Below are 20,746 nucleotides of genomic sequence, written 5' to 3' on the forward strand. Positions count from 1 at the left end.
GTTGTCAGTGCAAGAATACGATCTGGCTTGCGATTACACCAATCAGCGTGAAAAATTGGCTCAGCACGTTTTTAATCTGCAACGCATGCCCGAACTCATGGCGATTTTGCTGGAGATCTCGGAAAGTCAGCATGGACGTCGACGCCAGCACGAACATGCTAGCAACGCCTAGCACCGCAGCACCGAGCGCAAAGGCCTTAACTCCGCCGTAACCATTCGTGATACAAACCAAGATAACCAGATACAGCCCAAAAAGAGCAACTCCTGTCATCCAGAAGGGCTTTGAGCCCTGCGTTCTAGGAAGAAGGTGATACATGACCAACCAAGCGATCAGGCTCGAAAGAAATCCTGTCGAATAGGCTGAGCCTAGCGTACCCCATGTAATTTGACTGCTATCTTTGAGGATATTGAATATATAGAAACTGTTGAATCCTATAACCAGAAAGCAGAGACTAAATGCAGTAATTCCTAACCGGAATGCCCTGCTTTTCCGCCAAAAACTATAGATACTGAATTTATGAGTTTTTGAACTTGATAATATAATTCCTCCAGTGTAGATCGACCAAGTTGCTCCAATTAAGACTAATGTCGTCGCTGTACCCATTTCACGGTATAAGGATGGCGCGAATGTTAGCATTATCAGGAGCATTACTATCGGACTCAGCATTGCTGCCATTGAGCGCTGGCTCTGATACTGGCTCTGAGCAGGGGCGTGGAAATCATTTGAAGGTTCAATGGTTAATTCATTTATGACTAAACAAGCTAACGCTGTAAGACCGAAAACTACAAAGCCTGCCTGCATGAGACGGCCAAACGGTACGCTTGAGGCGATGAAGGGGCCCAAGGCCATCCCCAAGGCCAAACCGCTAGCGTAGTAGTTGACCCCTCTCATTCTCTCGTCTGACGAATGTAATTCGAATGTAAGACTTCGAGCAGTGGTTACAAAAGCGGCTGCCCCTATCGCCATGATGCAGCGCGCGGTAAGAAGCCACATGAAATTTTCTCCGACCAATCCAATCGCACATCCTAAGACGTAGACGCTTAGAAAAAACCTCAGGAATTTCCTTCTACCTAACGAGTCTATAAAGCGACAGTTTTGCGAAATAAGTATGATCGCTATAATAGTAGGCGGAAATATCAACATGTTGAGCTCGAGCTCGCTAACTCCGTAGAATGATTTTATTTCTGAAAGTGAAAAATAAAATGCACCGGTACTGGCAAGGTCAAGAGCACTGAGCATCAACATTAATATCAAAAGTGGACGATTTCGCATATCTGGATTCTCATGGAGTAAGCATATAGTACCAATCTCATTGTTCAGTTTATGCAACGCATTGTTTCCCCTTTGCGTCAGTACATTCCATATGCTTACGAACATCCCTCGCTAATGCGGCCGGCCTTCCCGGCACCCGCTCCTCGTTGATTTTGGGGTTATTCGTCAGGGTAGAGGCCGGAATTTCGGTGTCGCATACCTGCGATTACTCGGCCTGCGAGTTCGTGCTCATCATCAGATCAACTCGTTATCTGCCATGACCCAGTGCACAGGCATTGGTGAGCATCGGCTGGCCTATCTGGCTGGTTGATTGCAAGGTTAATCTGGTGGGAACGTGTCTGAGACCTTGGTGCGTCAGTGCTACCCATTCTTTCCTTTACCACCTTTAGAACAGGCGACGTTCATGTCCATTCCGCTAGCCCCCGATATTGTCCTACCCTCCCGCTCCGCTTCCAAAACGGAAGCAGCCATGGCGGTTGGCTGCTTTGCCATTGGAACAGGTGAGTTCGCCATCATGGGACTGATGCCTGACATCGCAACCAACCTTCACTTAAGTGAGCCGCAGGTTGGGCATGCCATCAGTGCCTACGCCTTGGGCGTTATGGTAGGTGCCCCGCTACTGGCCATCCTCGGAGCCAAGTTGCTGCGCAAACACCTCTTGATCCTGCTGATGGCCCTGTATGCCATAGGCAATCTAGCGACTGCGTTCACGTCGAGCTACGAGACCCTGATGGTGTTTCGTTTCATTAGCGGTCTTCCTCACGGCGCCTTTTTCGGTATTGCCGCAGTAGTAGCATCAAGCATGGTGCCTGCAAACAAGCGAGCCGCCGCCGTGGCACGAGTGATGATGGGGCTTACCTTAGCGATGCTGTTAGGTAACCCTATTGCGACGCTGTTAGGGCAATTTTTCGGTTGGCGCTCTGCATTCGCGCTTGTGGGGCTGATCGCGATCACCTCTCTTGCCCTAGTGTGGCGCTTTGTGCCTAACCGTCGTGATGAATTGCGTAGCGATCCAATCAAGGAAATGCGCGCTTTCAAGCATCCTCAGGTATGGATGGCCCTTGCCATTGCGTCCATTGGGTTTGCGGGCATGTTCTGCGTGTTTAGCTATTTGGCCCCGACGATGCTTGAGGTAACGCATGCATCACCGGAGTGGATTCCGCTCGGCCTGGCGGCATTTGGTGTAGGCGGTATTATTGGGAACATCGTCGGCGGCAAGCTTTTCGATCGCTTGCAATTTCGTGCGGTAGGAGTGTTGCTGGTGTGGTCGATAGCAGTGTTGTTGTTTTTTCCCTTTGCTGCAGGTTCGCTGTGGGGTGTGGCGATTGGTATAGGCCTGGTAGGTACTATGCTGGCATTGGCTGCTCCGCTGCAGATTCGGTTGATGGACATCGCCCATGAGGCGCCTAGCCTGGCAGCGGCATCGAACCACGCAGCGTTCAATCTGGCGAACGCACTAGGGCCATGGTTTGGCGGCATGGCTATCACTGCTGGTTTGGGGTGGACGAGTACTGGATACATTGGTGCGTCTACGGCTTTAATTGGCCTAGGGGTATATCTGATCGCGAGGCGAATGAAGGGTGGCGATTAATCAGTCACTGTAGATACTGACGTAGCATGATTCGATAACATTCGGAATCTCGCATGCGTGCGGTGGGTGGTGCAGAGATCAGTGATGTAGAAGAATGTGTCGACGGCCGCCGAAGCAATGCAGCCTGAAGCAGGGACTTTTCTTGGTTGTATGGAGGTGATACGGATGCCTGATTCTTTAATGTGCGCAAGCTGGTCTTTCGCCTTACTGTAGTCAGTCGACAGCTTGCTCTCTGCAATTTCTAGCCCGCAGCCCAGTCTTCTGCACAAATCCAAATCTTGTTCAATCGATAGCGGTTTGGTGGTGATCTGACTAATAGCCAAGCTTTGCATTACGACCTGTGGATAAACAGCTCATTTTGTTGGCGAAGCGGGAGCAGTCATCGCCTGCGCCGTTGCTGGGTAGGATCAGCAGGGTGCCACCAGGTTTTATTCGGATTGCCCGCAGTAAATCACATCGACGCTAGGATCAGAAAACAGCTGCGGATAGCGCTGACAAAACTCTCCAATGTCGATCTCGGGCAGGACTTCTGGCGGCATCTTTATACTGTTCGAGGTTCAATGTAGGGGTAGAGGCCCGGCCAAGTGATTTGCGATCAAACCGCAAGCTGAGCGCGCAGGCCGGGGATGGCCGCAGGCGTGAGGATGGAAGCCCGCTAGGGCCAAGACCCGCTAAAGCGGGACTTGGTTTACGACAGCCGGCCCGAGACGGGGGACAACGAAGGGCTACTGAAGGCGATCAGGCGTTGGCAAATACCTGTCTTCGGCTATACGGATGAACTCATGCAGGCTACGCCGTCCCACATCACGCCTGAACGTCGCAATAACGTACTTCGAGTTGACTGTGTTGATTACCCAAAACCTGCCTTGCTTCGTCGCAGATTGAATATCCGATGTTCGAATCAGACGACCATCCGCAAATCGTTGGTATGGCCCTGGGGAAATGTGACTGAAGACAACACCGACGGCGCTGCAGGCATGAATGTGGACACCCACCAGAAACGCAGTAACCAGCCCGTCGTAATCCTGTCTCGCTGCTCTGGCGAGGCGAAGCAGGTCAAAGTCCGAGTAGCGTTTAACGTGCAAGTCGACCGCAACAGTGTTGATCTCGGCCATGGCTACATAGCCTCCGCTGTTGAAGCCAAATCAGTGGTCGCAGCACTGCGCCGGTAGAACTCCTTCACCTCGGTCAGGGAGCTAATATCAAGGTCATGCTGATGCGTATTCACGTACACCTGACCGCCTTCGACCTCGAGCACGCAGATCGGCACCTCAACCTGGTTGAAGCCCATCGGCAGAGATGTCAGTTTTTCCATTTTCCAACTCGATCCTTTATTCATCCAGGCTGGTGTGACGACCTGAACGTCTTCTACCGCTAGGCTGTCATCCTGGGCTATCAACAACTCTACGAGTCGAGGCTCATCGCTGACCATCTCCTCATAAGCCCGGAATCGCCCCTCATGCCAGCGCTTGATACTGACGTGATACCAATGCGTTGCGAGAGATCATGACACCGCGTGAAAGTGCGCCGGCTTTCTCCAAACATCCCAACAGGGCCAGCCTGGTCTTGCATGTGAATCCGGAACATCGTGTCTCTCGTGTGAAGCAGGCACGTCTAGCCCCCGCGATTAACGTAAGTCGAATATTGTCTTCAATGAAGCAGTCATCTCCCGTCCCTTACCCATCAGCACGTAAACCGTGTTGCGCGTCTCGAACAGGCAAGCGCCGTCGAACGATTTGCACAAGGTCGACCGCACCCACCCGCCAGGAGGAAACCGCCCTTGGTTGTCGTAGGCGACGCAATGGGAATAAAGGAACATTGGCTGCAGGCCTATGGCACGCACCCTGTCGAGCGATTCAGGAGGCTCGTCCACATGAAAGATCAGCCAGTCCTCAACCAAACAGTACGGCTTCCGGCCGAATTGATCCGCCACCAATGCCTCTATTTCGGTTTGAGGCAGCTCCGTTCCAAAGGACGATATCTCACCCTCGCGGAGCAACTCATGCTCCGAAGAATTACCCATAAATTGATGATCCTCATGGTGCGAACCCAAAAATCCAGGCTCTGCGAACACGCAAAATACCGGGCAACAAGCCAGAAATCCCATCGATATGATTATATGCATTTGTGTGGGATCTAGCAAACGCGTCATACCGTCTCTTTTTTGGGAGAGGTAGGTTGGATGTCCCTGCGGAAGGCTTATGCGGCGACGCTACAGTGGCTGAGGATTCGAAATGGCTTATTGCAAGCAGACCTTCAGCATCAAGCTGACCAAGCTTACATAAGCCGCTTAGAGGCTGCGACGGCGACACCGACTATCGATCTGAGTGCTGATCTGGCTCAGGCGCTGGGCCTAAAGCCTCTAGCGCTGCTCACACTGGTGGCCGCAGCCGATGAGGGAAAGACAGCACGCTCCGTCTTGAATGAAGCGATGATAGAACTCATGCGGCTAGGAATTCTCGATGAACCTCTGCCTGCCGAGCCGCAAAAGCTCACCACATCACAGAGAATCGCAGCCGCAGAAAGGCTCGAGGCAGTACGCAAACTCAAGGCAGAAGGTCTTTCTCAGGCAGAGATCTGCAGGCAGTTGGGATTACCCAGAAGCACCGTTGGGCGTCTGTGGCACGCTGACGATTGACCGAACTACCTTGGATCATGGTGGCCGAGGTACGAGGTGGGCGGGTTTCTTCCCTCATGGGGCATTTATCAATAAGCCAAGCTTCTGGCCATTCTCACGATGCTCTCCTGTGTCCATAGCTCCACCATGGGTCGTGTAGCAGGGATGAAAAGTCGCGACTCACTAACTACCTTTTCACGGCGCATAGGCATGGAGTAGCTGCTAGGCGCCGTTGCTGGCGGCTCTTCTATCTTCGCCATATCTAAATTCTTCAACCTAATTCGATACCAACCACTGCAGAACGCGGCTACCTCGAAGCACGACACAATCAGCTTTGACAGGTTGGTCGGTGACACGAAATAGAGACCCGGAGTACGCCCCTCCACTGGCATGCTTGCATCAGTTTCCAAGAGGACGAGCCCGTCGTCGAAAACGCGCCAGGACGTATCTCCAGATTTCAAACCTGTGAACGATCTGTCGTCCCACTCTTCGTAGCCTTGCTTGAATTTCGCCAAGCCTAGGTTATGAAAGCTTTGGAAAATTTCATCGCGGCGTGAGGCAGCTCCATGCACAGCATGTTGCTCTAAAGGTTGGGGCAAAAAAGCAAACTCAAGCTGCGGCGCGTATGAGTGCCCGCCGTAGGAGCGAAAGCTTGATGCCTCTGTGATGCGCTCGTGAAATGCTTTCTCGGGAAGTGAGTTTTGGATTTCTCCATCCTGCTTAGGCCTTGGACGATAGCTTTCAACAGCTCTTGGGGATCTGAGAATGAGGCTCTGAAAAAACCTTGTTTGTAGTCAGATACCTCGTTGACGAACACGGCCTGCTTCGCGTCAAAGTCAGTCTGCTGGATGAAGACCAGAACCGGTTTTCGCTTATTCACTGCCTGGCGGAATTCTTGCTGCGTAACCGAGATACCCGGCTGGGGTTCATAGCCGTAATTAGCGCCTAAGATGAGGATGTATACGTCACACTGGTCGACCTCTGTTAGGCAAGCGTGCTCCGACGAGTAGGTTCGCGCTCCGAAGTGCTCGCTCATGACCGGTTTCATGTCTAGTGTTTCCACGGCGTCTTTGGCTGCGACTCTGAACTGCTCGAATCCTCTTACAACGGAGCTTATGAACACCTTCATCAGTGCATCCTCTGAACGCTGGCATATGTGCCGCTTTGGACTACTGCGCGGTGTAATTGTTGCGGACAGTCCTGACGGTAGAGGGCAGATCACCGGCTATACGATCAAACGCATCCACATTCAGATCAGACGCCGTATCGTTTGTTACCGCCGGTGGTAATGCAGTAACGACCTCCGCGAGGCCCGATGCACACGTTGCCCGATGAGCAAGGACAAGACGACCCGTACCCAGCGCTTTGTTGGCGAGCAGGCTGTGCTGGCTGAGCCACTGGTTTGGGTTTCGAAACGACGTAACAGCCCGATCCGCTGCACAGGCTTTTTGCTGAAAGCCATTTCGAAGACTGACCATCAATGCTGATGCGTGCCCATTCATTCCTCGTCTCGAAGACCTGAACTTTTTCCCCGCGCTTCAGTTTGGAGATGACCTTTCCGCCTGGTTGATCCCTGACATTGAGATTATCAGCGCTCACAAAGTGCTCAGTCGAAGAGACAAGGGCCGGCGCTGAGGACGGGGTCGGCGAAATCGACCCTAGCGTACTCGGTGTGCTCAGGGCGCTTGGCTGTAACGGGGCAGGAGGAGTGTCTTTCTTCCCCATTGCCCATAGGACGGCAAAAAGAATCAGGAGCGGGACAAACCATGACTGGGACTTCTTGCGCATATCCATTGCTCTCATTTGGCACGCATTACAACGGCTGTTTTCCTGACCAACCTGACGTCATCACCTATTGCTAGCTTAGCCAAGCTTCCACTTTTTGCATCCTGTTCAGTTCCAAAAGCTTGGGCTTGCGAAAAATACGGTACCTCAAGCAGCCGACTTCTCGCCTCAGGGGAAGGGAACCATTCGGCAACTTCAACGTTGCAGTGTCTTGAATCGCTCAACGCCCATTTCACGAACATGTCTGCTGCGGCTCTGTAGTGATCAGACACCAGTTTCGACACGCCTGGAAGGCCTCAAGCCTATGAGGTAATCCCTATCGCTTTAGTCGCCGCAGCAGTAAACACCGCTGCGGGCGGTCGCGACCAGACAGTGGAAATCGCAAAGGAGGCGGCTTTTCTGGATACCGATAGCAACCAAGTGCTGGCAGAGGTGGTACGCAAAGGCAGAGGTAAACCGTTAGAAAATGATCAAACACAACTCAAGCTTGAAGACGTCAAGCCAGTGGTGGACGGTTGGGCTTCTGACATGCGCTTGACCTATGAACGGCTTAGGGCGGACTCAAAATAGTCCTAGGGTGGCGCTGAGTACCCAACTGGGCAGCACGTTTAGTTATGTTCGCTCATTAGCATAACTGCAAGGTAATTCAGATTTGCGATTACTGACTTCCAACGTGTACATAAAGAGTAAAACTGCCTAGTAAGACCCACAAACTACCGAATATCCATGGCGTACGCATTGAAAATGCAAGAGCTTTATTGTTTCCGTTTTGCATTGTCTCTCTATAGTGAAAGAGAGGAGCATCATCGCGGTCAAGACTTGCTAGCGGTTCGTTGCGCAACATGAATGTTTGCTTGGCGTACCAATGGTCGATAACGTCGTAAGACGATTTCAGTCCTGGCCAAGCCTGAATCGAAAGAAATACTCCAAACAAGGCTAAGAGAACGGGTAGCACCAGGGTGAAGAATTTGCCCCACTCTGAATTCAGGTTCGCCATAGTTGACGCGTAGACAACGACCAAAAACGATTGCGCGCCTAGGTAAGCATTGCTGCGGTCAGACAGAACAGTTGTTTCACATTGAATTTCGTTCCGGTAGAAATCCAGTCGGTCGCGTACCGTCACGAATATTTTAGATGGGTCTTCATGATGTACATCTTTGAGGGTATCACCAGTAATGATTCGCTTCAATGATCCATTCCTTGCAAGCTGAGGCGAGATAGCGCCTACCCAAAAATCAAGTCGCTCTGGAGCCCCGAAACCAGCATCAAGCAGACACTCCACTACAAGTTTTGAGCGTCACCACTGTGTTAATGCAGGCTCTAGAGTAACAGCTTGAGCACGAGACCTTTGTAAATCGGCGGAATGCCCCTGGTTAGGGACATTCCTTGCCGCTCGGCTAACGATCCATTTCCAGTATGGTCTAGAATTCAGACCATCGCACGACATTCAATGAGCTGATCAAGTTATCGGGGGTTTGGTTGGTCATCCATTTCAGCGTTGTCGGGATCGATATCAGGTACGCCCTTCTCGTAGGGATTAGTTGACTCATCACTTGGCGCATCAACTTCGTTGTTAGGCAGCTCATCAATGCCTTCTTCATCACTCGGATTCAAGTCAGTACGGCCAGGGCTAAGAGGATCAGTATTTTCAGGCGGGAACTGGGTGCCATCCGCTATATCATACGAATTTGAGTCTGACATGGTTATCTCCAATGAACGATTTCTACCGGTTTGATATGATTGGCTTCAGCCTTTGCTATGGCTATCAGATGTTGGGGGGATAGCAACACCTCTTGGCCCCGCGATGCCCCAGATAGCGAGTCCAACAACCGGCAATATGAAGATCAACACCGTCCAGCCTAGCTTCGTACCAGAGCTTTTGGTGCTTCGCCACACGCTTGTCAGTACCCAGACGTCTAACAGCAAGACGATCACAGCGGACGCCGTCCAGAAAATTGAGTTTTCCATGGTTCATCACTCCTGAGGGATCACCTACAGGAGAGGAGCACCGGCCTGCGCAAGTTCCCGGCCACTTCCAAACGGCGATCTACCGTCTACTGTATGGCGGATCGGTACGACTGATGCAGGTGTACGCTACAACCCTACCGCGAAGTATCTCAAATCGTAACGCAGGTGCTGTATGCTCCAACAACCTTGCGGTATGGGCGCTGTTTATCGGTCACGGCTATGTGTGAATGTATGTCATAGCCATCCAAGCGCATTCAAGGGGCACCAGTTGATACGGTCGCGTGTAAGACACGGCATTGAGTAGGCCCTCGATAAGCGGATTGCGACGCGATCAAGTTGACGCGCGGAAAACCTATCAACTAACCTTACTGGCTCATGTGTAAGGCCCGTAGAGAATGTCTAAAAGACGCGGCAAGCGTGCTCGTTACACGTTGATCCAGGAGGGTTCATGTCGCTACCGATCACAGCTAGGCAACTAAACGCCCTACGCGCCTTGCACAGAGCAAATCCGGATCTGGGAGAGCTGGCGAGCGCGGTTGCCTTAGCTTTTGACGCGTCAAAAATCGACAATCCAGAGCTCGCCAGGTTGATTTTGGAGAAGACCTGCAGACGTATTGTCAGCGGCCAACCGGGAAGCCGCGAGATCATGGTTCAGCACCTTCAACACTTCGGGAGCCTCGAATGCTTATCTTCCGAGCAGGTCACCGAGTTCTCAACCCGCATTCGGAAGCTGGGCTGAGCCCGTAGGTGCACTGACAACGCCTACGCGCCTAGAAGATGCGATCAGGACAACCAGGACTCGACTGTGTCCGAGCCGTGCTCTGCCTTCCATTCTTTTAGGGTCTTGTGATTGCCGCCCTTGGTTTCGACCACCTCGCCATTATGCGGGTTTTTATAGACCTTCAATGCACGAGCTTTCCGGCTCGCCTTGGCCGGGGCAGGCGCAGTACGGGTAGATTTGGAGTCATTCTGGGGATCCAGGATCGCAATGATGTCCCCTAGGCTTTTGTTATATTCACCCAGCAAAGCGCGCAATTTGCTCTCAAATTCGATTTCTTGCTCAAGCCCCTTGTCGCCTTTCATGGCTTCCAGTGCAGCGAGTTGTTCGGCAAGATGACGTTCGAGACGGCGGAATTCAGCGAGTTTAGACATTCGTATTTCCTGAGATGATTAAGAGTAAATAGATTATGGCTCACTACGGCAAGATCTGCACGGTAGTAATCAAATTTACGTTGTGCCGATAGTACGGATCGCCTCAATCGGGATGTTGAGCCTGGTGGTTCAGTTGACGAGAGGTTTAGCCAATCTGCTGCGCCATTCTGGATCAAGCAATTCGCGGCCTTTTATCCGAATTGCCTAATTCGCCGTTTTAGCATCAGTTAAGCTGATTCAGGCAACGGAGGGCTCCGCGCTGCGCCATTTCATTTCTGATATTCCAAGGCGCTCGGCCTCAGGCCTCGATGTCTTTCTAGTTTTGTCGCGAGAACTCTTCGGGATGTACCCAAAACCGGCATCGCAGCTTGCCCAGTGCCATGCGGCAACAGTATCCATCTTATCGGCGCGAACCACGAAGCTCCTGGGCTGGCCATGGATGATGTAGTCGATAATATAGAGATGGCTATTCATGTGGAGCGCCCCTGAAAGCGTGAGTAGGCTAACTGATTTCCGTCGCATTGAAAAATTCCTTCTGCGCCAATGCATTCGTCGGAGTAGGTCGCTGCAGTAACCATTCTGAACTTGTCGGTACTCAGGAGCTCACTGTCAGATACACACGAGTCCTATTCGCAGAGGGAATTGGTATGGAAAACTACCACGTCACCACTAGCACCGACGGCTGGCAGCTGAAGAAACAAGGCGCTACTCGAGCTTCGAAGACGGCGAAAACGAAGGCAGAGATCGTCAAATTAGCTACTGATTTTCTTGCTGGAAAGACCGCTTCGCTGAAGATCCATAAAGAAGATGGCACCATCCAAGAGGAGCGCACGTATCCTCGTAGCGCCGACCCTAAAAAGTCCAAAGGCTAATACCGTGGAGCGATTCATGGACGATTATCAAAGTGAGCTGGTTAGGATCACTGAATACATCAGGCAGAACTCGTTGCTGCTGTCCACGGCAGAGTCCTGTACAGCTGGCCAAATGATATCCTTAGTGGCCTCCGTGCCCGGCGCTGGTCAGCTTCTGGAGAGCGGGTACGTCGTTTATTCTCCTGAAGCCAAACAGCGGATCCTGCACGTCGAAGCCGACACGATCAATCAATACGGCCTCACGAGCGAGCAGGTTGCGGGCGAAATGGCATACGGTGCGCTAAAGGGTGGGCCCGCTACCGTGGCGATAGCCACTACTGGGGTTGCTGGCCCCGATTCTATAGAGGGGATTGCGCCGGGGACAATATGCTTTGCATGGTTGTTCGCGATGAAAGATCGCTATGCTAGTTTTACTGACACTCGTCATTTTGAAGGTGATCGACTCGAGGTGCAGATCGCCGCTTCACTGTACGCCTTGGAACAGTTGCAGCCGCTCCATTCTAAAGCGCTAAGAGGCGAGGGCCTGTGAGCCGTAGGGCCAGTTGGAAAATTGCCGGTAACGCCCCTATGACTGGGTATCGCTACCGGCACCTTAATTTACTGACCGGCATCGTGTAGTGGTCAACTGATCCCGGACACTTCGTTAAGTTTTTCCTCAGCGACCGCAGGCGCTGACCCTTGATTGAACTGGTGTGGTCGCCGTCAGTTGTACTGCTGCATCAGATACCGACCGATATCCTGATTTGCCAGCGCAGCGCTCATGTAGCTCACAGTCGGTATCCATTCAGTTCTCGAGCTACGTAATAGCCGCTCCATCGGTGAATTGTCGTGGCAGTTACCACGCCGGCTCATGCTTTGTTTGGAGCGATATCGCCACGCCTCTGGCGGAAAGCTCTGCTCCCGTATTGGTTGCCATGATCACTGTGAAACAACACGTTTTGCGGCCGGCCCCGTGGCTCGTAAGCCTTTGAATGCTTGGCTCGCTTAGTAGGCTACAAGCACGGGCTTGACCTCAAGTCGCTGACGTTTCATTGGGTAAGCATGCGACCCCAAGCGCCGAACATCACATCACCGATGTAGATACCCTCCGACTGGGTTCGCTCTTTGTCCAACCGCTGGTGCAACGTGCTCATGCCAATCTCGTCTGAAGATGCTACTCCGAGATCGAGAATGCGTGGCAAGCAGGCCTGGACGATGTCACCCTAATTCGTAGGACACGTCTGGGGTCTGAACGATACATTCAGCACGAAGACCGCCGACTCCCAGCCCTGCTTTCGTAAATATGTTATGGAGGTTAAAGCCGATATGCAGGTCAGCTCCTTCACGAGCGATCATTTCCCGTATCCAGCCTTGAACCCGCTTGTGAAGGACGAATGAATCCAAGCTCGCTGGAACCATAGTGGTATCGTGCTCCTGAAAAACCATTACTCCCCCGGGAGCAAGATGAGCACTCAATGCGGCTATGACCGCAATCGCGTTAGCCTGGTACATCAACACCCGTCGTCCTACGATGGCATCGAAAAAGCCTAGTGATTTTGGAAGGGCAAGGAGTTCGCCTTGTATGAAAGTTGGTGTCCGTCGCTGATACGCGCCCGCGCGGCTTTGGGCCACCTTTAAAGGTCTGTCATCCTGGTCTATTCCGATTACTTCACCACAGGGGCCGACTAGGCCTGCGGCCAGAAAAGCGAGGTCACCTGTCCCGCATCCGACATCCAATACCCGCATGCCCGTACTGACGCCAGCATCAATCAGAAGTCGGGTAGTGAAATTGTGGCTAGCGGTTGTCATTAGGTAGCTCCCAGAAAATTATCTAGGAGTTTGATACAGGGGCAATGCTTCACGCAATCTAGCCCCGCCTGGGGTTGAGCAATATCTAAGGGTTGTCACTCATCTCAGCGTCCTAGGGCCGTGCGAATCCGGAATACGTCGGTCGAACAAAGAGTTGGCCAAAGCACTACTGAATCGCGGTTGAATAGGTGAGCAATCTCTCAAGCCCATCCCAAGTGCGGCTAACGGGTTCCCTATCTCTAGGATCGGTGAGTCCCAATTTCTCAAGGGTGTAGTTGATCTTCCCAAAATTGCAGGGCATGCAGGATAGCTCTGGCGCGATACCTAGAAGATGAGACGGCCGGATTGCTTAAACAAATCGGTCTGGACGCCTAGCGCTCAAGTAAGGGCCCTGGAAATTGAGTATGGATGCGTTGATGAAAACAGGAGCCCCAAGGGCCCCGCTTAATCGTGTAGCCACGCAGTCAAGCCGTCAGGTACTCGTCCACCGATTTGACGGTAGCGTAGCCGAACTCCAAAGTTGCCATCATCGTTGCATGCACCTGGACGGCGGGAACGTTTACACCGTTGAATGTGAGATCCAAGGTAGCGCAGGCATCGTGCAGAACGGTAACGGGATAGCCCATGTCTGCCGCCGCCCGCACTACCGCGTCGATGCACATATGGCTCATGGCACCGATGACCACGATTTCCTGGATATCCGCAGCTTCCAGCTGCTGCTTAAGATCAGTTTCACGGAAGGCGTTGATGTGTTTTTTTACAATCACAGGCTCGTGACCTACAGGGGCAACAGCAAGTTGAATGCCTGCGCCGCTAGAGCCCTTGACGAAAATCGGAGCGTCTTCATCACCGGACTCGTGCCGAATGTGAAAAACAGCAACATCTGTTCGGCGCGCGTAGCTGATCACTCGAACAGCGTTTGCGACAGCCGCTTCAATGCCGATCAGTGGCAGGTTGCCGGTGGGCAGGTATTCGTTTTGCAGATCGACTACTATAAGGCCACGTTTCATGAACGTTCTCCGGTCAAATTATCCGAGTATAGGGATTGGGTAGTGAAGGCTCAGATCGGCAGGTTGAGCACCTGCCTTATTCCGAACCTAAAAGGTTTGAGTCAGAATTCCAGCGAAGCGCCATCTTCCGGAATATCGACCCGGCTCTCGATACCTTGCTTTTTGACGTATGTGCGTAGCTCTTCACGAGTCAGGGACATGTGGTTAATTGCGTCCATGTGCACTGCGACAATTTTCGCGTCCTTCGCAGCCTTTGAGGCGCGTAAAACGTCTTCCTCGCCCATGATGATCGATCCCTTATAGCCGGTCATCATTGCTTTCCCGGCATTCAGTACGATGACTTCGGGATGATATTTCTCAATGGTCTGATCAACCTCTTTTCGCCAGATTGTGTCGCCGGCGAGGTAGAAGGTCTTGTAGCCCGGCGCCTGAAAAACTACGCCCATTGCTTCGCCCAGAGGCTTCGCGAGAGCTGGAACGGCATACATCTCGTCGGTACCGTGCTGCCCACCGGTCTTGGTGATTTTGACGCCGCCGAATTCAGCTTCGTCAGTCAGCACGCGCACATTCTTGAAACCTTGGGAGCGAATCAATTTCGCATCGTCTTCATGCTGTGCAAACAGAGGGATGTCTTTGGGTAACGCTTTTTGAGCGGCATCATCCCAGTGATCGAGATGCGTATGCGTGACGATGACAGCGTCTACGCCAGAAATCACTTCTTCGGGCGACTCTGTCAGATCGACGAGGGGATTACGCAGGTTGCTGCGGTAAGTATTGTCAAATCCTGGGTAAGTACCTTTCTTGGACAGCATCGGATCGATCATAAAAGTTGTGTCGCCATAAGAGATTTTCACCGTTGCATTACGGATTTGCTGCAAACCGACTTTATGAGCTGCATCGGGAGTTCTGTGAGCGTCGGAACCTGCGAATGCCAACGGAGTGGCCGCAGCGCAAGCAATGCTCAGGGCGATGGGAAGTGTTTTGAGATTCATGGGCTTAGTCCTTTGAATAGGTTATGACCCCATTCTCATGCAACGGTATACAGGGTACCAGTGGCCTGAATGACATATTTCGATATAATCGGGCCATGTAATCAGCGGTGTTCACGAATGTGAGGCTTACCGATGAAATCCATCAGGGTTGCTGTTCTGGCTTTCGAAGGCGTGAGCCTGTTCCATCTCTCCGTGCCCGGAATGGTGCTGGGGACGGCTCAATCCGCTCCTGGCGAACCTCAATACGAGGTCAGCTACTTCACAGAGTCGCCAGGTATGGTCAGCAGCGACCAAGGCATCGGCCTAAAGGTCAGTCACGGTCTGGAGCTGATGGAGGTATCCGACGTGATTGTCATTCCGGCGTGGGGCGATCAATCGGTCGCTGCGTCTGCAGAACTTGTGAAAGCCTTGCAGCTCGCGAACACTCAGGAAAAACTCATCGTGGGCTTATGCCTGGGCGCGTTTGTGCTCGGGGCTGCGGGACTGCTTGACGGTAAAGAAGCCACCACTCACTGGGCAGCCCGCGACGAGTTCGCACGCCGTTTTCCTGAAGTTCGTTTCAGGCCCGAAGTGCTCTATGTCAGTGATGGCAACATCATGACCTCGGCGGGTACTGTGGCGGCAATCGATTGCTGCCTTCATCTGGTACGCCAGCGACTTGGCGCTGATATCGCGAATCGCACCGCGAAGATGCTGGTGACCCCGCCGCACAGGCAGGGAGGCCAAGCGCAATACGTGGAGCACCCGGTGCCGCAGCTATCCAGCGAGACGCACTTATCTGATGTACTAGGGTGGGCCCGGAAGAATCTGGCCAAAGATCTGACGCTCGACGTGCTGGCGGACAAGGCGAAAATGAGCAGGCGTACATTTACCCGGCGATTCAGAGACACCACTGGCAGTACCGTCTCGAAATGGTTGAACGCAGAGCGCGTCGTCAGAGCACAAGAGCTATTGGAAACCACCGATTTGCCGATCGAATGTATTGCCGGCGAGGCAGGTTTCGGAACGCCTTTGTCGCTGAGGCAACAATTCGCTGTTCATCTCGGGACATCGCCGTCTGAATACCGACGGGCGTTTTCTCACAAAATGAACCCAGGCCGCAAGACGAGCGGCAGTACGCTCATCGCCAAAGAGTCGGCTCACTCTCCTGCATGAAATAGAGATCTCGAGTGGTCAGGCAGTATCATCTCTGACCACTGCGAGCAGCGCCTGCAGCGGATGCAAGATGGTTACTGCGTCCTGTCGCTTAACTTGGCTTCGGCAAGAATATCCGTCAGCCAATTACCGGCCTCAAGCGTTAAGCTTTTTCACAAGCGGTCTTCATGACTGTTTGTAAATTACGCCAGAAGTGCCAGCGTTCTTTGCCTCATGCCCATAGGTGCCGGACATGCCACAGCATCCGCTGGCTTGAACGCTCATCTTCAGTCCCATGCGCTCATAGACTCGCTGCCAAAGAACGATGCTGTTTGGCTCATTTGTCTTTTCAGTGCAGTGGGGAAGGAAATGATAGGGTTCGGCATCTTTCACAATTTGCGACTGTGGAAGCGTATTGGCGAGCCACTCCTGCGGCAGGAGTACGGTAGGAACCTTGTGGCTGCCAAGTGTCTTCGCATACTCCTGGCGATACACCAACGTCATCGCGTGATCGAGGCCCACCAACGGTATTTCGTACTCCTGAAGCTGGTGCAACGCTTCACCGTTGAAACGTGCGGCCTTTTCAAAAGCTTTGATGAAGCCTTGCACCTGAAGCGGTTTGCCATTGGGTGCAGAGGGTGCGATATAAACCTGATAGCCAGGCCTTGAGATCAGTTCGATCCAATCAATGAACGTGACTTATCGACACTTATCAGCCTGATGCGTAAAACAAAAGATAGGGTTGAGAAACTTTTTCTACTTAGATCTCAAGCAGGGTTACAAGCTCAAAGTCATTCGTAGGTGCAAACGCTCTGAGCACTCATTCTTGTGCTTCCTCGCCAGACCTAAAGCGTTCGCGATACTCGCCAGGCGTCACAGCATAGGTTTTCATAAAACTACGTATCAAGGTCGCTTCATTAGATAGGCCGCATTTTCGGGCAATTGTTTTGAGTGGCGTACGTGACGTTAGCAGCATATGACAAACGGCTTCCAAGCGGATTTTTTCGACCATTTTGCTAGGTGTAAACCCACTGTCCTCACGATATTTTCGAGCAAATGTTCGCTCACTCATATTCATGAAGTTTGCTAGTGAAGATACCGATAGATCGCCACTAATATTAGTGTTGATCCATGCGTGAAGGTCGGAGAAATCGCTGCTCTTTGACTGTAGGGTTAGTGTTGAACTGAACTGATTCTGATCGCCGGAACGCTTCAGAAAGACAACCAGATGTCGTGCAACCTCTAGTGCAGTAGCATACCCCAGGTCTGCCTCGATAATTGCAAGAGCTAAATCGATTCCTGAGGTGACGCCAGCAGATGTCCATATATCTCCATCGTTAATAAATATAGGCCCGCGCTTCACCTTGATAGATGGGAATTCAATTTCCAGCCTATCGTAGGCCGACCAGTGTGTTGTGACATTTCGTCCGTCTAATCTTCCGGCAGTCGCCAGTGCAAAGACCCCTGTGCAAACTGAAACTAAGCGAGATGCTTTTTCACAATGCCCTACAAAACTTCTAAAGAAATCTGGATGTTCACAAAAGTTGTGAATTCCAGGCCCGCCCGGCACGATCAGCGTGTGCGGTGCTGGTGTATCTATGCCCAAGACTTCGGCGCTGAACGAGAAACTAGGAAATATCTCCGTAGTTGGATCTAACGACAGAATGGATAATGAATATGGTGCATGATCAGCTTGCGCAAAATGGTTGGCAGCAATGAAAACGTCTAAAGGGCCGGCTAAGTCAAGCAGGCTGACTTCAGGATAGGTAACGAACTGAATACATTTGGCAGGCATCTGCGATCGACCCTCGTCTAGAGACTACTATGCGGATTTGTGAATCTTGGCAGGAATCGGCAACGTTTTGGCATTTTTTTTACCAATTTTCGTTTATTTTAGCCTCTTGAGAGTTATGCAGGTTGGATCGATGGTAACTGAGGTTTTAGTAATATTTCGGTTTGTCTATATTTAATTTAGCAGTTTACCTAAATTTATAAATTCTTTTCAGCTGGGAGGTTTAATTTATGCCGAGTCTTATGAGAACAGCTATGGGATTCGAGATTAAGATGGATGATGATTTTCAGAACAGGATATCTCACGTTCTTGAATTGTTAGAAAGCGATTCTGTGGGTAATGCAACATGCGAGTTAAAAAAAGGTTCCGAATCAGATGGCTGGGTAGTAGAGTGTTTATGGCATGATCAAAATGCTATGCATGCTCATTTCGTGTCGAGTCACCTGCAAGATTTGATAGCCCTCCTTGCTTTGCGATCCCGTATAATTAAATTCGAGTGTGGAATTTTATTGATCTAATTTCCAATGGTGCTGGGGTTTTATCAGGTTATTTCCTCTTTCGATGAACAGGTATGGAAAGCAGGGCACGTTAAAACATTGGCGGCTGAGGCCCAGTAGGCCTCAGCCGACTACCTATTAGAACTCCACAGTCACTCCAGTATAAAGTGCACGACCATCACCTGGCGAATGCAGGGATGCCTGCGCGCCATCCGGGTCGTACCAGACATATTCATAGTATCGATTCGTGAGATTCTTCAGCTGCAAGTCAACACTCACTGATTGAGTCACCTTGTAGGTTGCGCCAAGGTTCATTAGCACGTAACCGCCGTAAGTCCCCTTCGTATTTTCCCGCTCCAGATAATAATTAGTCTGACCGTTCATCCACGCGGTCAGCTGTAATGCAGGTGTCGCGTCATAGCTGATGCCAGCGTTGTACAAGTGATGCGGGATGTGGTCGATTTCCTGACCTTTGCTGTTAGGCAACGTGGCACTTGGCTGGAGTATTTTCGAATACTGCCAGGAGTAACCCATCCAGATATTGGTGCGTTCATTCGGATACAGGTTCATCTGTAAGTCGTAACCCCAGCGACGTGTTTCACCGACATTATCGGATTCGCCGCTCGGGTCGTTCAGCCGGCGACTGACTTCCCCAGAGGCCTTTTGCTGCCAATAGGCGACGCGTCCATCCACCCAGTCAACCGGCGTGAATTTGATGCCTGTTTCCCATCCCTCGTTGATCGAAGGTGCTAGGTCAGTATCTCTGGGCGGAATCTTGTAAGCCGCCGCCCCGCTGCCCACCTGGAAGGTACGCCCCCAGTTCGCGTAGAAGCTGGCAACTTCCCACGGAGAATAGACAACGCTAATCTTCGGCTGCTTGATCAGTCCGTAGTCGTTGATGTCGAAATTTGTGCCGGTCGTTTCATTAGTGAAATCGCCCTGGATCTTGTCGACCCGGTAGGCGGGTACGATCTTCAGAGATTCGAAAGGTTTTATCTCTGCTTGGGCATAAGCGCCGTAGGTGTCGAAGTCGAACTGCTGGTCGCGGGTTGTAGCTAGACGCTTACGGTCTCTGGTGCGATATCGCTCACTTTTGTTTTGCTGCTGCTGTACGTCCGCGCCACCTTCCAACGCGAAGTCGTATAGCCATTTGACTTCCGGTCGCCAGGTCAGGGAGGTGAGGGCGCCATATTGCGTCTCATAAGCGTCGCGTTCCTGTTGTGCGCTGGTGCTCCAGTATTGTGTCCAGCGCCTGTCATCGAAGGTGTTGACGTAGGTCTTCGCTGACCAAGCAAGCGTATCAGCCAAGTCTGTATCGAAATGCAGACTGACCTGATTCATACGACGAGTACCCTTGTCCGTCGCGTTGAAGCTGTTGGTCATTTCCGGGTGATGACGTGCATCATCTTCACTCAGATAGCCTGGCTCCTGAGCCTCGGTTTCGTAGTGACGAGCGATCAGTCCAATACGGTAACTGTCATCGTCCGGCGTATAGAACCATTTGCCCGACATCGAAAACTTATCTGCTTCAGCGTGATCTCTGTAGCCATCAGATTTTTGATAGGCGAAGAAATAGTTTTGCGTCCAGTTGCTGCCCTCAATGCCATTGGCAAGTTGGGCCTCGTGGGTATTGAAGCTGCCATAGCGCAGCCGCGCCTTGTTGTAGTCGCCCCCCGTGCGAGTCAGCATGTTCACGTTGCCGGCAATATTGTTCAGGCCATAGCGCGCATCGCTGGTGCCGCGCACCACCTCAATGCTGTCCAACTCCATGGGGAAAATCATGTCCATGTACGGCATATTGCCGTCATTGCTGTTGCTTGGGATGCCATCAATCAGCAATTTTACTGCGTTCACTTCACCTTCGCCGTTGAAGCCTCGGAAGGAGATTTTGCCTGACGTGGTGCCTTGGTTGAACTCAGTCAGCATTACCCCCGGAGCGCGGCGGAACAGCTCCCAACTGTAATTGACTGGCATCTTTTCGAGGATTTCCGCGCCCAAAATATCCACCGAGCTGAGTACGCTGCGGGTAGCCAAAGGGCCACTGGCGGAGCCTTGAACGCTTACGGCGCCCAAGGTGAGCGTCGAGCTTCCGGGCTCGCCGGCTTCAGCCTGTGCCAAGGACAGCGGGCTGGATACCAGTACGCCTATCGACAATACAGGCCACATAGAACGGGACACAGATAAACGCTTTGCAGAGCGCAAAGAAAATGGAGCAGGCATGGCACGCACTTCCTGATCATCAAGAAACTTCAAGGGCGTTCAGCAACCGTTGCAG

21 protein-coding genes and 5 pseudogenes are annotated in these 20,746 nt (G+C 52.0%); 8 read left to right on the top strand and 18 right to left on the bottom strand.

Annotation, left to right across the window (positions count from 1 at the left end; genetic code table 11):
• Positions 1 to 4: 4 nt before the first annotated feature.
• On the bottom strand, positions 5 to 1,378 hold the full coding sequence (locus tag IFT44_RS20410; RefSeq protein ID WP_342214302.1) for an MFS transporter: 1,374 nt from the start codon (positions 1,376 to 1,378) through the stop codon (positions 5 to 7).
• Between the two features lie 298 nt (positions 1,379 to 1,676).
• On the opposite strand from IFT44_RS20410, the gene IFT44_RS20415 reads away from it, so the two are divergent.
• Positions 1,677 to 2,864: an MFS transporter gene (locus IFT44_RS20415; protein ID WP_192056622.1), complete on the top strand. Its 1,188-nt coding sequence runs from the start codon at positions 1,677 to 1,679 to the stop codon at positions 2,862 to 2,864.
• Positions 2,865 to 3,589: 725 nt separating this feature from the next.
• On the opposite strand, the gene IFT44_RS20420 is transcribed toward IFT44_RS20415, so the two are convergent.
• The 3 genes and pseudogenes from IFT44_RS20420 to IFT44_RS20430 all read right to left on the bottom strand — a co-directional run bounded on the left by IFT44_RS20420 (position 3,590) and on the right by IFT44_RS20430 (position 4,887).
• The gene (locus IFT44_RS20420; RefSeq protein WP_192056620.1) at positions 3,590 to 3,979 is read right to left on the bottom strand and encodes a hypothetical protein; all 390 of its coding nucleotides are present in this window, start codon (positions 3,977 to 3,979) and stop codon (positions 3,590 to 3,592) included.
• A gap of 2 nt (positions 3,980 to 3,981) precedes the next feature.
• Positions 3,982 to 4,451: pseudogene (locus IFT44_RS20425) on the bottom strand (hypothetical protein).
• 40 nt (positions 4,452 to 4,491) lie between these two features.
• On the bottom strand, positions 4,492 to 4,887 hold the full coding sequence (locus IFT44_RS20430) for a DUF6957 family protein (protein ID WP_192056644.1): 396 nt from the start codon (positions 4,885 to 4,887) through the stop codon (positions 4,492 to 4,494).
• 159 nt (positions 4,888 to 5,046) lie between these two features.
• Between IFT44_RS20430 and IFT44_RS20435 the strand changes: the two genes are divergently transcribed.
• Positions 5,047 to 5,502, top strand: a complete 456-nt coding sequence (locus IFT44_RS20435) for a helix-turn-helix domain-containing protein (RefSeq protein ID WP_192056619.1) — start codon at positions 5,047 to 5,049, stop codon at positions 5,500 to 5,502.
• Positions 5,503 to 6,064: 562 nt separating this feature from the next.
• Here IFT44_RS20435 and IFT44_RS21185 read toward each other — a convergent pair.
• Positions 6,065 to 6,610, bottom strand: a complete 546-nt coding sequence (locus IFT44_RS21185) for a DUF4062 domain-containing protein (RefSeq protein ID WP_244652203.1) — start codon at positions 6,608 to 6,610, stop codon at positions 6,065 to 6,067.
• A 202-nt stretch (positions 6,611 to 6,812) separates the two neighbouring features.
• On the opposite strand from IFT44_RS21185, the gene IFT44_RS21190 reads away from it, so the two are divergent.
• Positions 6,813 to 6,968 carry a hypothetical protein gene (locus tag IFT44_RS21190; protein WP_244652207.1) on the top strand — a complete coding sequence of 52 codons (156 nt, stop codon included), beginning with the start codon at positions 6,813 to 6,815 and terminating at the stop codon, positions 6,966 to 6,968.
• 19 nt (positions 6,969 to 6,987) lie between these two features.
• Here IFT44_RS21190 and IFT44_RS21195 read toward each other — a convergent pair.
• Positions 6,988 to 7,284: pseudogene (locus IFT44_RS21195) on the bottom strand (SH3 domain-containing protein); the annotation flags it as partial.
• Between the two features lie 250 nt (positions 7,285 to 7,534).
• Between IFT44_RS21195 and IFT44_RS20450 the strand changes: the two are divergent.
• A pseudogene (locus IFT44_RS20450) lies at positions 7,535 to 7,836 on the top strand (DUF3313 family protein); the annotation flags it as partial.
• A gap of 88 nt (positions 7,837 to 7,924) precedes the next feature.
• Here IFT44_RS20450 and IFT44_RS20455 read toward each other — a convergent pair.
• The 3 genes from IFT44_RS20455 to IFT44_RS20465 form a co-directional block, all read right to left on the bottom strand.
• Positions 7,925 to 8,455, bottom strand: a complete 531-nt coding sequence (locus tag IFT44_RS20455) for a hypothetical protein (protein WP_192056617.1) — start codon at positions 8,453 to 8,455, stop codon at positions 7,925 to 7,927.
• A gap of 275 nt (positions 8,456 to 8,730) precedes the next feature.
• Complete coding sequence (locus tag IFT44_RS20460) at positions 8,731 to 8,967, bottom strand: hypothetical protein (RefSeq protein WP_192056616.1); 237 nt, start codon at positions 8,965 to 8,967, stop codon at positions 8,731 to 8,733.
• Between the two features lie 45 nt (positions 8,968 to 9,012).
• On the bottom strand, positions 9,013 to 9,234 hold the full coding sequence (locus IFT44_RS20465) for a PLD nuclease N-terminal domain-containing protein (protein WP_192056614.1): 222 nt from the start codon (positions 9,232 to 9,234) through the stop codon (positions 9,013 to 9,015).
• A 448-nt stretch (positions 9,235 to 9,682) separates the two neighbouring features.
• Between IFT44_RS20465 and IFT44_RS20470 the strand changes: the two genes are divergently transcribed.
• Positions 9,683 to 9,973, top strand: a complete 291-nt coding sequence (locus IFT44_RS20470) for a hypothetical protein (protein ID WP_192056613.1) — start codon at positions 9,683 to 9,685, stop codon at positions 9,971 to 9,973.
• 44 nt (positions 9,974 to 10,017) lie between these two features.
• On the opposite strand, the gene IFT44_RS20475 is transcribed toward IFT44_RS20470, so the two are convergent.
• Together IFT44_RS20475 and IFT44_RS20480 are read right to left on the bottom strand one after the other, a co-directional pair.
• Entirely contained in the window at positions 10,018 to 10,386 is a 369-nt protein-coding gene (locus IFT44_RS20475; protein WP_192056612.1) for a histone-like nucleoid-structuring protein, MvaT/MvaU family, read from the bottom strand.
• A 237-nt stretch (positions 10,387 to 10,623) separates the two neighbouring features.
• Entirely contained in the window at positions 10,624 to 10,860 is a 237-nt protein-coding gene (locus IFT44_RS20480; RefSeq protein WP_192056611.1) for a DUF6555 family protein, read from the bottom strand.
• A 173-nt stretch (positions 10,861 to 11,033) separates the two neighbouring features.
• Here IFT44_RS20480 and IFT44_RS20485 point away from each other — a divergent pair, with 173 nt between their 5' ends.
• Complete coding sequence (locus tag IFT44_RS20485) at positions 11,034 to 11,258, top strand: DUF2188 domain-containing protein (protein ID WP_192056610.1); 225 nt, start codon at positions 11,034 to 11,036, stop codon at positions 11,256 to 11,258.
• 16 nt (positions 11,259 to 11,274) lie between these two features.
• Positions 11,275 to 11,787, top strand: coding sequence for a CinA family protein (locus IFT44_RS20490; RefSeq protein ID WP_192056609.1), 513 nt, complete (start codon positions 11,275 to 11,277; stop codon positions 11,785 to 11,787).
• 92 nt (positions 11,788 to 11,879) lie between these two features.
• Here the strand turns inward: IFT44_RS20490 and IFT44_RS21205 are convergent.
• The 4 genes and pseudogenes from IFT44_RS21205 to IFT44_RS20505 form a co-directional block, all read right to left on the bottom strand.
• A pseudogene (locus IFT44_RS21205) lies at positions 11,880 to 12,223 on the bottom strand (integrase core domain-containing protein); the annotation flags it as partial.
• Between the two features lie 232 nt (positions 12,224 to 12,455).
• On the bottom strand, positions 12,456 to 13,046 hold the full coding sequence (locus IFT44_RS20495) for a methyltransferase domain-containing protein (RefSeq protein ID WP_244652204.1): 591 nt from the start codon (positions 13,044 to 13,046) through the stop codon (positions 12,456 to 12,458).
• 464 nt (positions 13,047 to 13,510) lie between these two features.
• The gene (locus IFT44_RS20500; protein WP_192056608.1) at positions 13,511 to 14,056 is read right to left on the bottom strand and encodes a cysteine hydrolase family protein; all 546 of its coding nucleotides are present in this window, start codon (positions 14,054 to 14,056) and stop codon (positions 13,511 to 13,513) included.
• A gap of 101 nt (positions 14,057 to 14,157) precedes the next feature.
• The gene (locus IFT44_RS20505; RefSeq protein ID WP_192056607.1) at positions 14,158 to 15,048 is read right to left on the bottom strand and encodes an MBL fold metallo-hydrolase; all 891 of its coding nucleotides are present in this window, start codon (positions 15,046 to 15,048) and stop codon (positions 14,158 to 14,160) included.
• Positions 15,049 to 15,180: 132 nt separating this feature from the next.
• On the opposite strand from IFT44_RS20505, the gene IFT44_RS20510 reads away from it, so the two are divergent.
• Positions 15,181 to 16,203: a GlxA family transcriptional regulator gene (locus tag IFT44_RS20510; protein WP_122797564.1), complete on the top strand. Its 1,023-nt coding sequence runs from the start codon at positions 15,181 to 15,183 to the stop codon at positions 16,201 to 16,203.
• An 18-nt stretch (positions 16,204 to 16,221) separates the two neighbouring features.
• Here the strand turns inward: IFT44_RS20510 and IFT44_RS20515 are convergent.
• From IFT44_RS20515 to IFT44_RS20525, 3 genes and pseudogenes are all read right to left on the bottom strand, one after another.
• A pseudogene (locus IFT44_RS20515) lies at positions 16,222 to 16,869 on the bottom strand (hypothetical protein); the annotation flags it as partial.
• A gap of 133 nt (positions 16,870 to 17,002) precedes the next feature.
• Entirely contained in the window at positions 17,003 to 17,977 is a 975-nt protein-coding gene (locus IFT44_RS20520) for a GlxA family transcriptional regulator (protein WP_192056605.1), read from the bottom strand.
• Positions 17,978 to 18,609: 632 nt separating this feature from the next.
• Complete coding sequence (locus IFT44_RS20525) at positions 18,610 to 20,691, bottom strand: TonB-dependent receptor (RefSeq protein ID WP_122797567.1); 2,082 nt, start codon at positions 20,689 to 20,691, stop codon at positions 18,610 to 18,612.
• Between the last annotated feature and the right edge of the window lie 55 nt (positions 20,692 to 20,746).

This window comes from Pseudomonas sp. CFBP 13710 (assembly GCF_014842235.1).
Taxonomy (GTDB): Bacteria; Pseudomonadota; Gammaproteobacteria; order Pseudomonadales; family Pseudomonadaceae; genus Aquipseudomonas; species Aquipseudomonas baltica.

What these genes read in the sequence shown, in the direction of transcription:
- IFT44_RS20410 (WP_342214302.1), bottom strand. Translation starts at nt 1,378, where the DNA reads ATGTTCGTAAGCATATGGAATGTACTGACGCAAAGGGGAAACAATGCG.
- IFT44_RS20415 (WP_192056622.1), top strand. Translation starts at nt 1,677, where the DNA reads ATGTCCATTCCGCTAGCCCCCGATATTGTCCTACCCTCCCGCTCCGCT.
- IFT44_RS20420 (WP_192056620.1), bottom strand. Translation starts at nt 3,979, where the DNA reads ATGGCCGAGATCAACACTGTTGCGGTCGACTTGCACGTTAAACGCTAC.
- IFT44_RS20430 (WP_192056644.1), bottom strand. Translation starts at nt 4,887, where the DNA reads ATGGGTAATTCTTCGGAGCATGAGTTGCTCCGCGAGGGTGAGATATCG.
- IFT44_RS20435 (WP_192056619.1), top strand. Translation starts at nt 5,047, where the DNA reads ATGTCCCTGCGGAAGGCTTATGCGGCGACGCTACAGTGGCTGAGGATT.
- IFT44_RS21185 (WP_244652203.1), bottom strand. Translation starts at nt 6,610, where the DNA reads ATGAAGGTGTTCATAAGCTCCGTTGTAAGAGGATTCGAGCAGTTCAGA.
- IFT44_RS21190 (WP_244652207.1), top strand. Translation starts at nt 6,813, where the DNA reads ATGAGCAAGGACAAGACGACCCGTACCCAGCGCTTTGTTGGCGAGCAG.
- IFT44_RS20460 (WP_192056616.1), bottom strand. Translation starts at nt 8,967, where the DNA reads ATGTCAGACTCAAATTCGTATGATATAGCGGATGGCACCCAGTTCCCG.
- IFT44_RS20465 (WP_192056614.1), bottom strand. Translation starts at nt 9,234, where the DNA reads ATGGAAAACTCAATTTTCTGGACGGCGTCCGCTGTGATCGTCTTGCTG.
- IFT44_RS20470 (WP_192056613.1), top strand. Translation starts at nt 9,683, where the DNA reads ATGTCGCTACCGATCACAGCTAGGCAACTAAACGCCCTACGCGCCTTG.
- IFT44_RS20475 (WP_192056612.1), bottom strand. Translation starts at nt 10,386, where the DNA reads ATGTCTAAACTCGCTGAATTCCGCCGTCTCGAACGTCATCTTGCCGAA.
- IFT44_RS20480 (WP_192056611.1), bottom strand. Translation starts at nt 10,860, where the DNA reads ATGAATAGCCATCTCTATATTATCGACTACATCATCCATGGCCAGCCC.
- IFT44_RS20485 (WP_192056610.1), top strand. Translation starts at nt 11,034, where the DNA reads ATGGAAAACTACCACGTCACCACTAGCACCGACGGCTGGCAGCTGAAG.
- IFT44_RS20490 (WP_192056609.1), top strand. Translation starts at nt 11,275, where the DNA reads ATGGACGATTATCAAAGTGAGCTGGTTAGGATCACTGAATACATCAGG.
- IFT44_RS20495 (WP_244652204.1), bottom strand. Translation starts at nt 13,046, where the DNA reads ATGACAACCGCTAGCCACAATTTCACTACCCGACTTCTGATTGATGCT.
- IFT44_RS20500 (WP_192056608.1), bottom strand. Translation starts at nt 14,056, where the DNA reads ATGAAACGTGGCCTTATAGTAGTCGATCTGCAAAACGAATACCTGCCC.
- IFT44_RS20505 (WP_192056607.1), bottom strand. Translation starts at nt 15,048, where the DNA reads ATGAATCTCAAAACACTTCCCATCGCCCTGAGCATTGCTTGCGCTGCG.
- IFT44_RS20510 (WP_122797564.1), top strand. Translation starts at nt 15,181, where the DNA reads ATGAAATCCATCAGGGTTGCTGTTCTGGCTTTCGAAGGCGTGAGCCTG.
- IFT44_RS20520 (WP_192056605.1), bottom strand. Translation starts at nt 17,977, where the DNA reads ATGCCTGCCAAATGTATTCAGTTCGTTACCTATCCTGAAGTCAGCCTG.
- IFT44_RS20525 (WP_122797567.1), bottom strand. Translation starts at nt 20,691, where the DNA reads ATGCCTGCTCCATTTTCTTTGCGCTCTGCAAAGCGTTTATCTGTGTCC.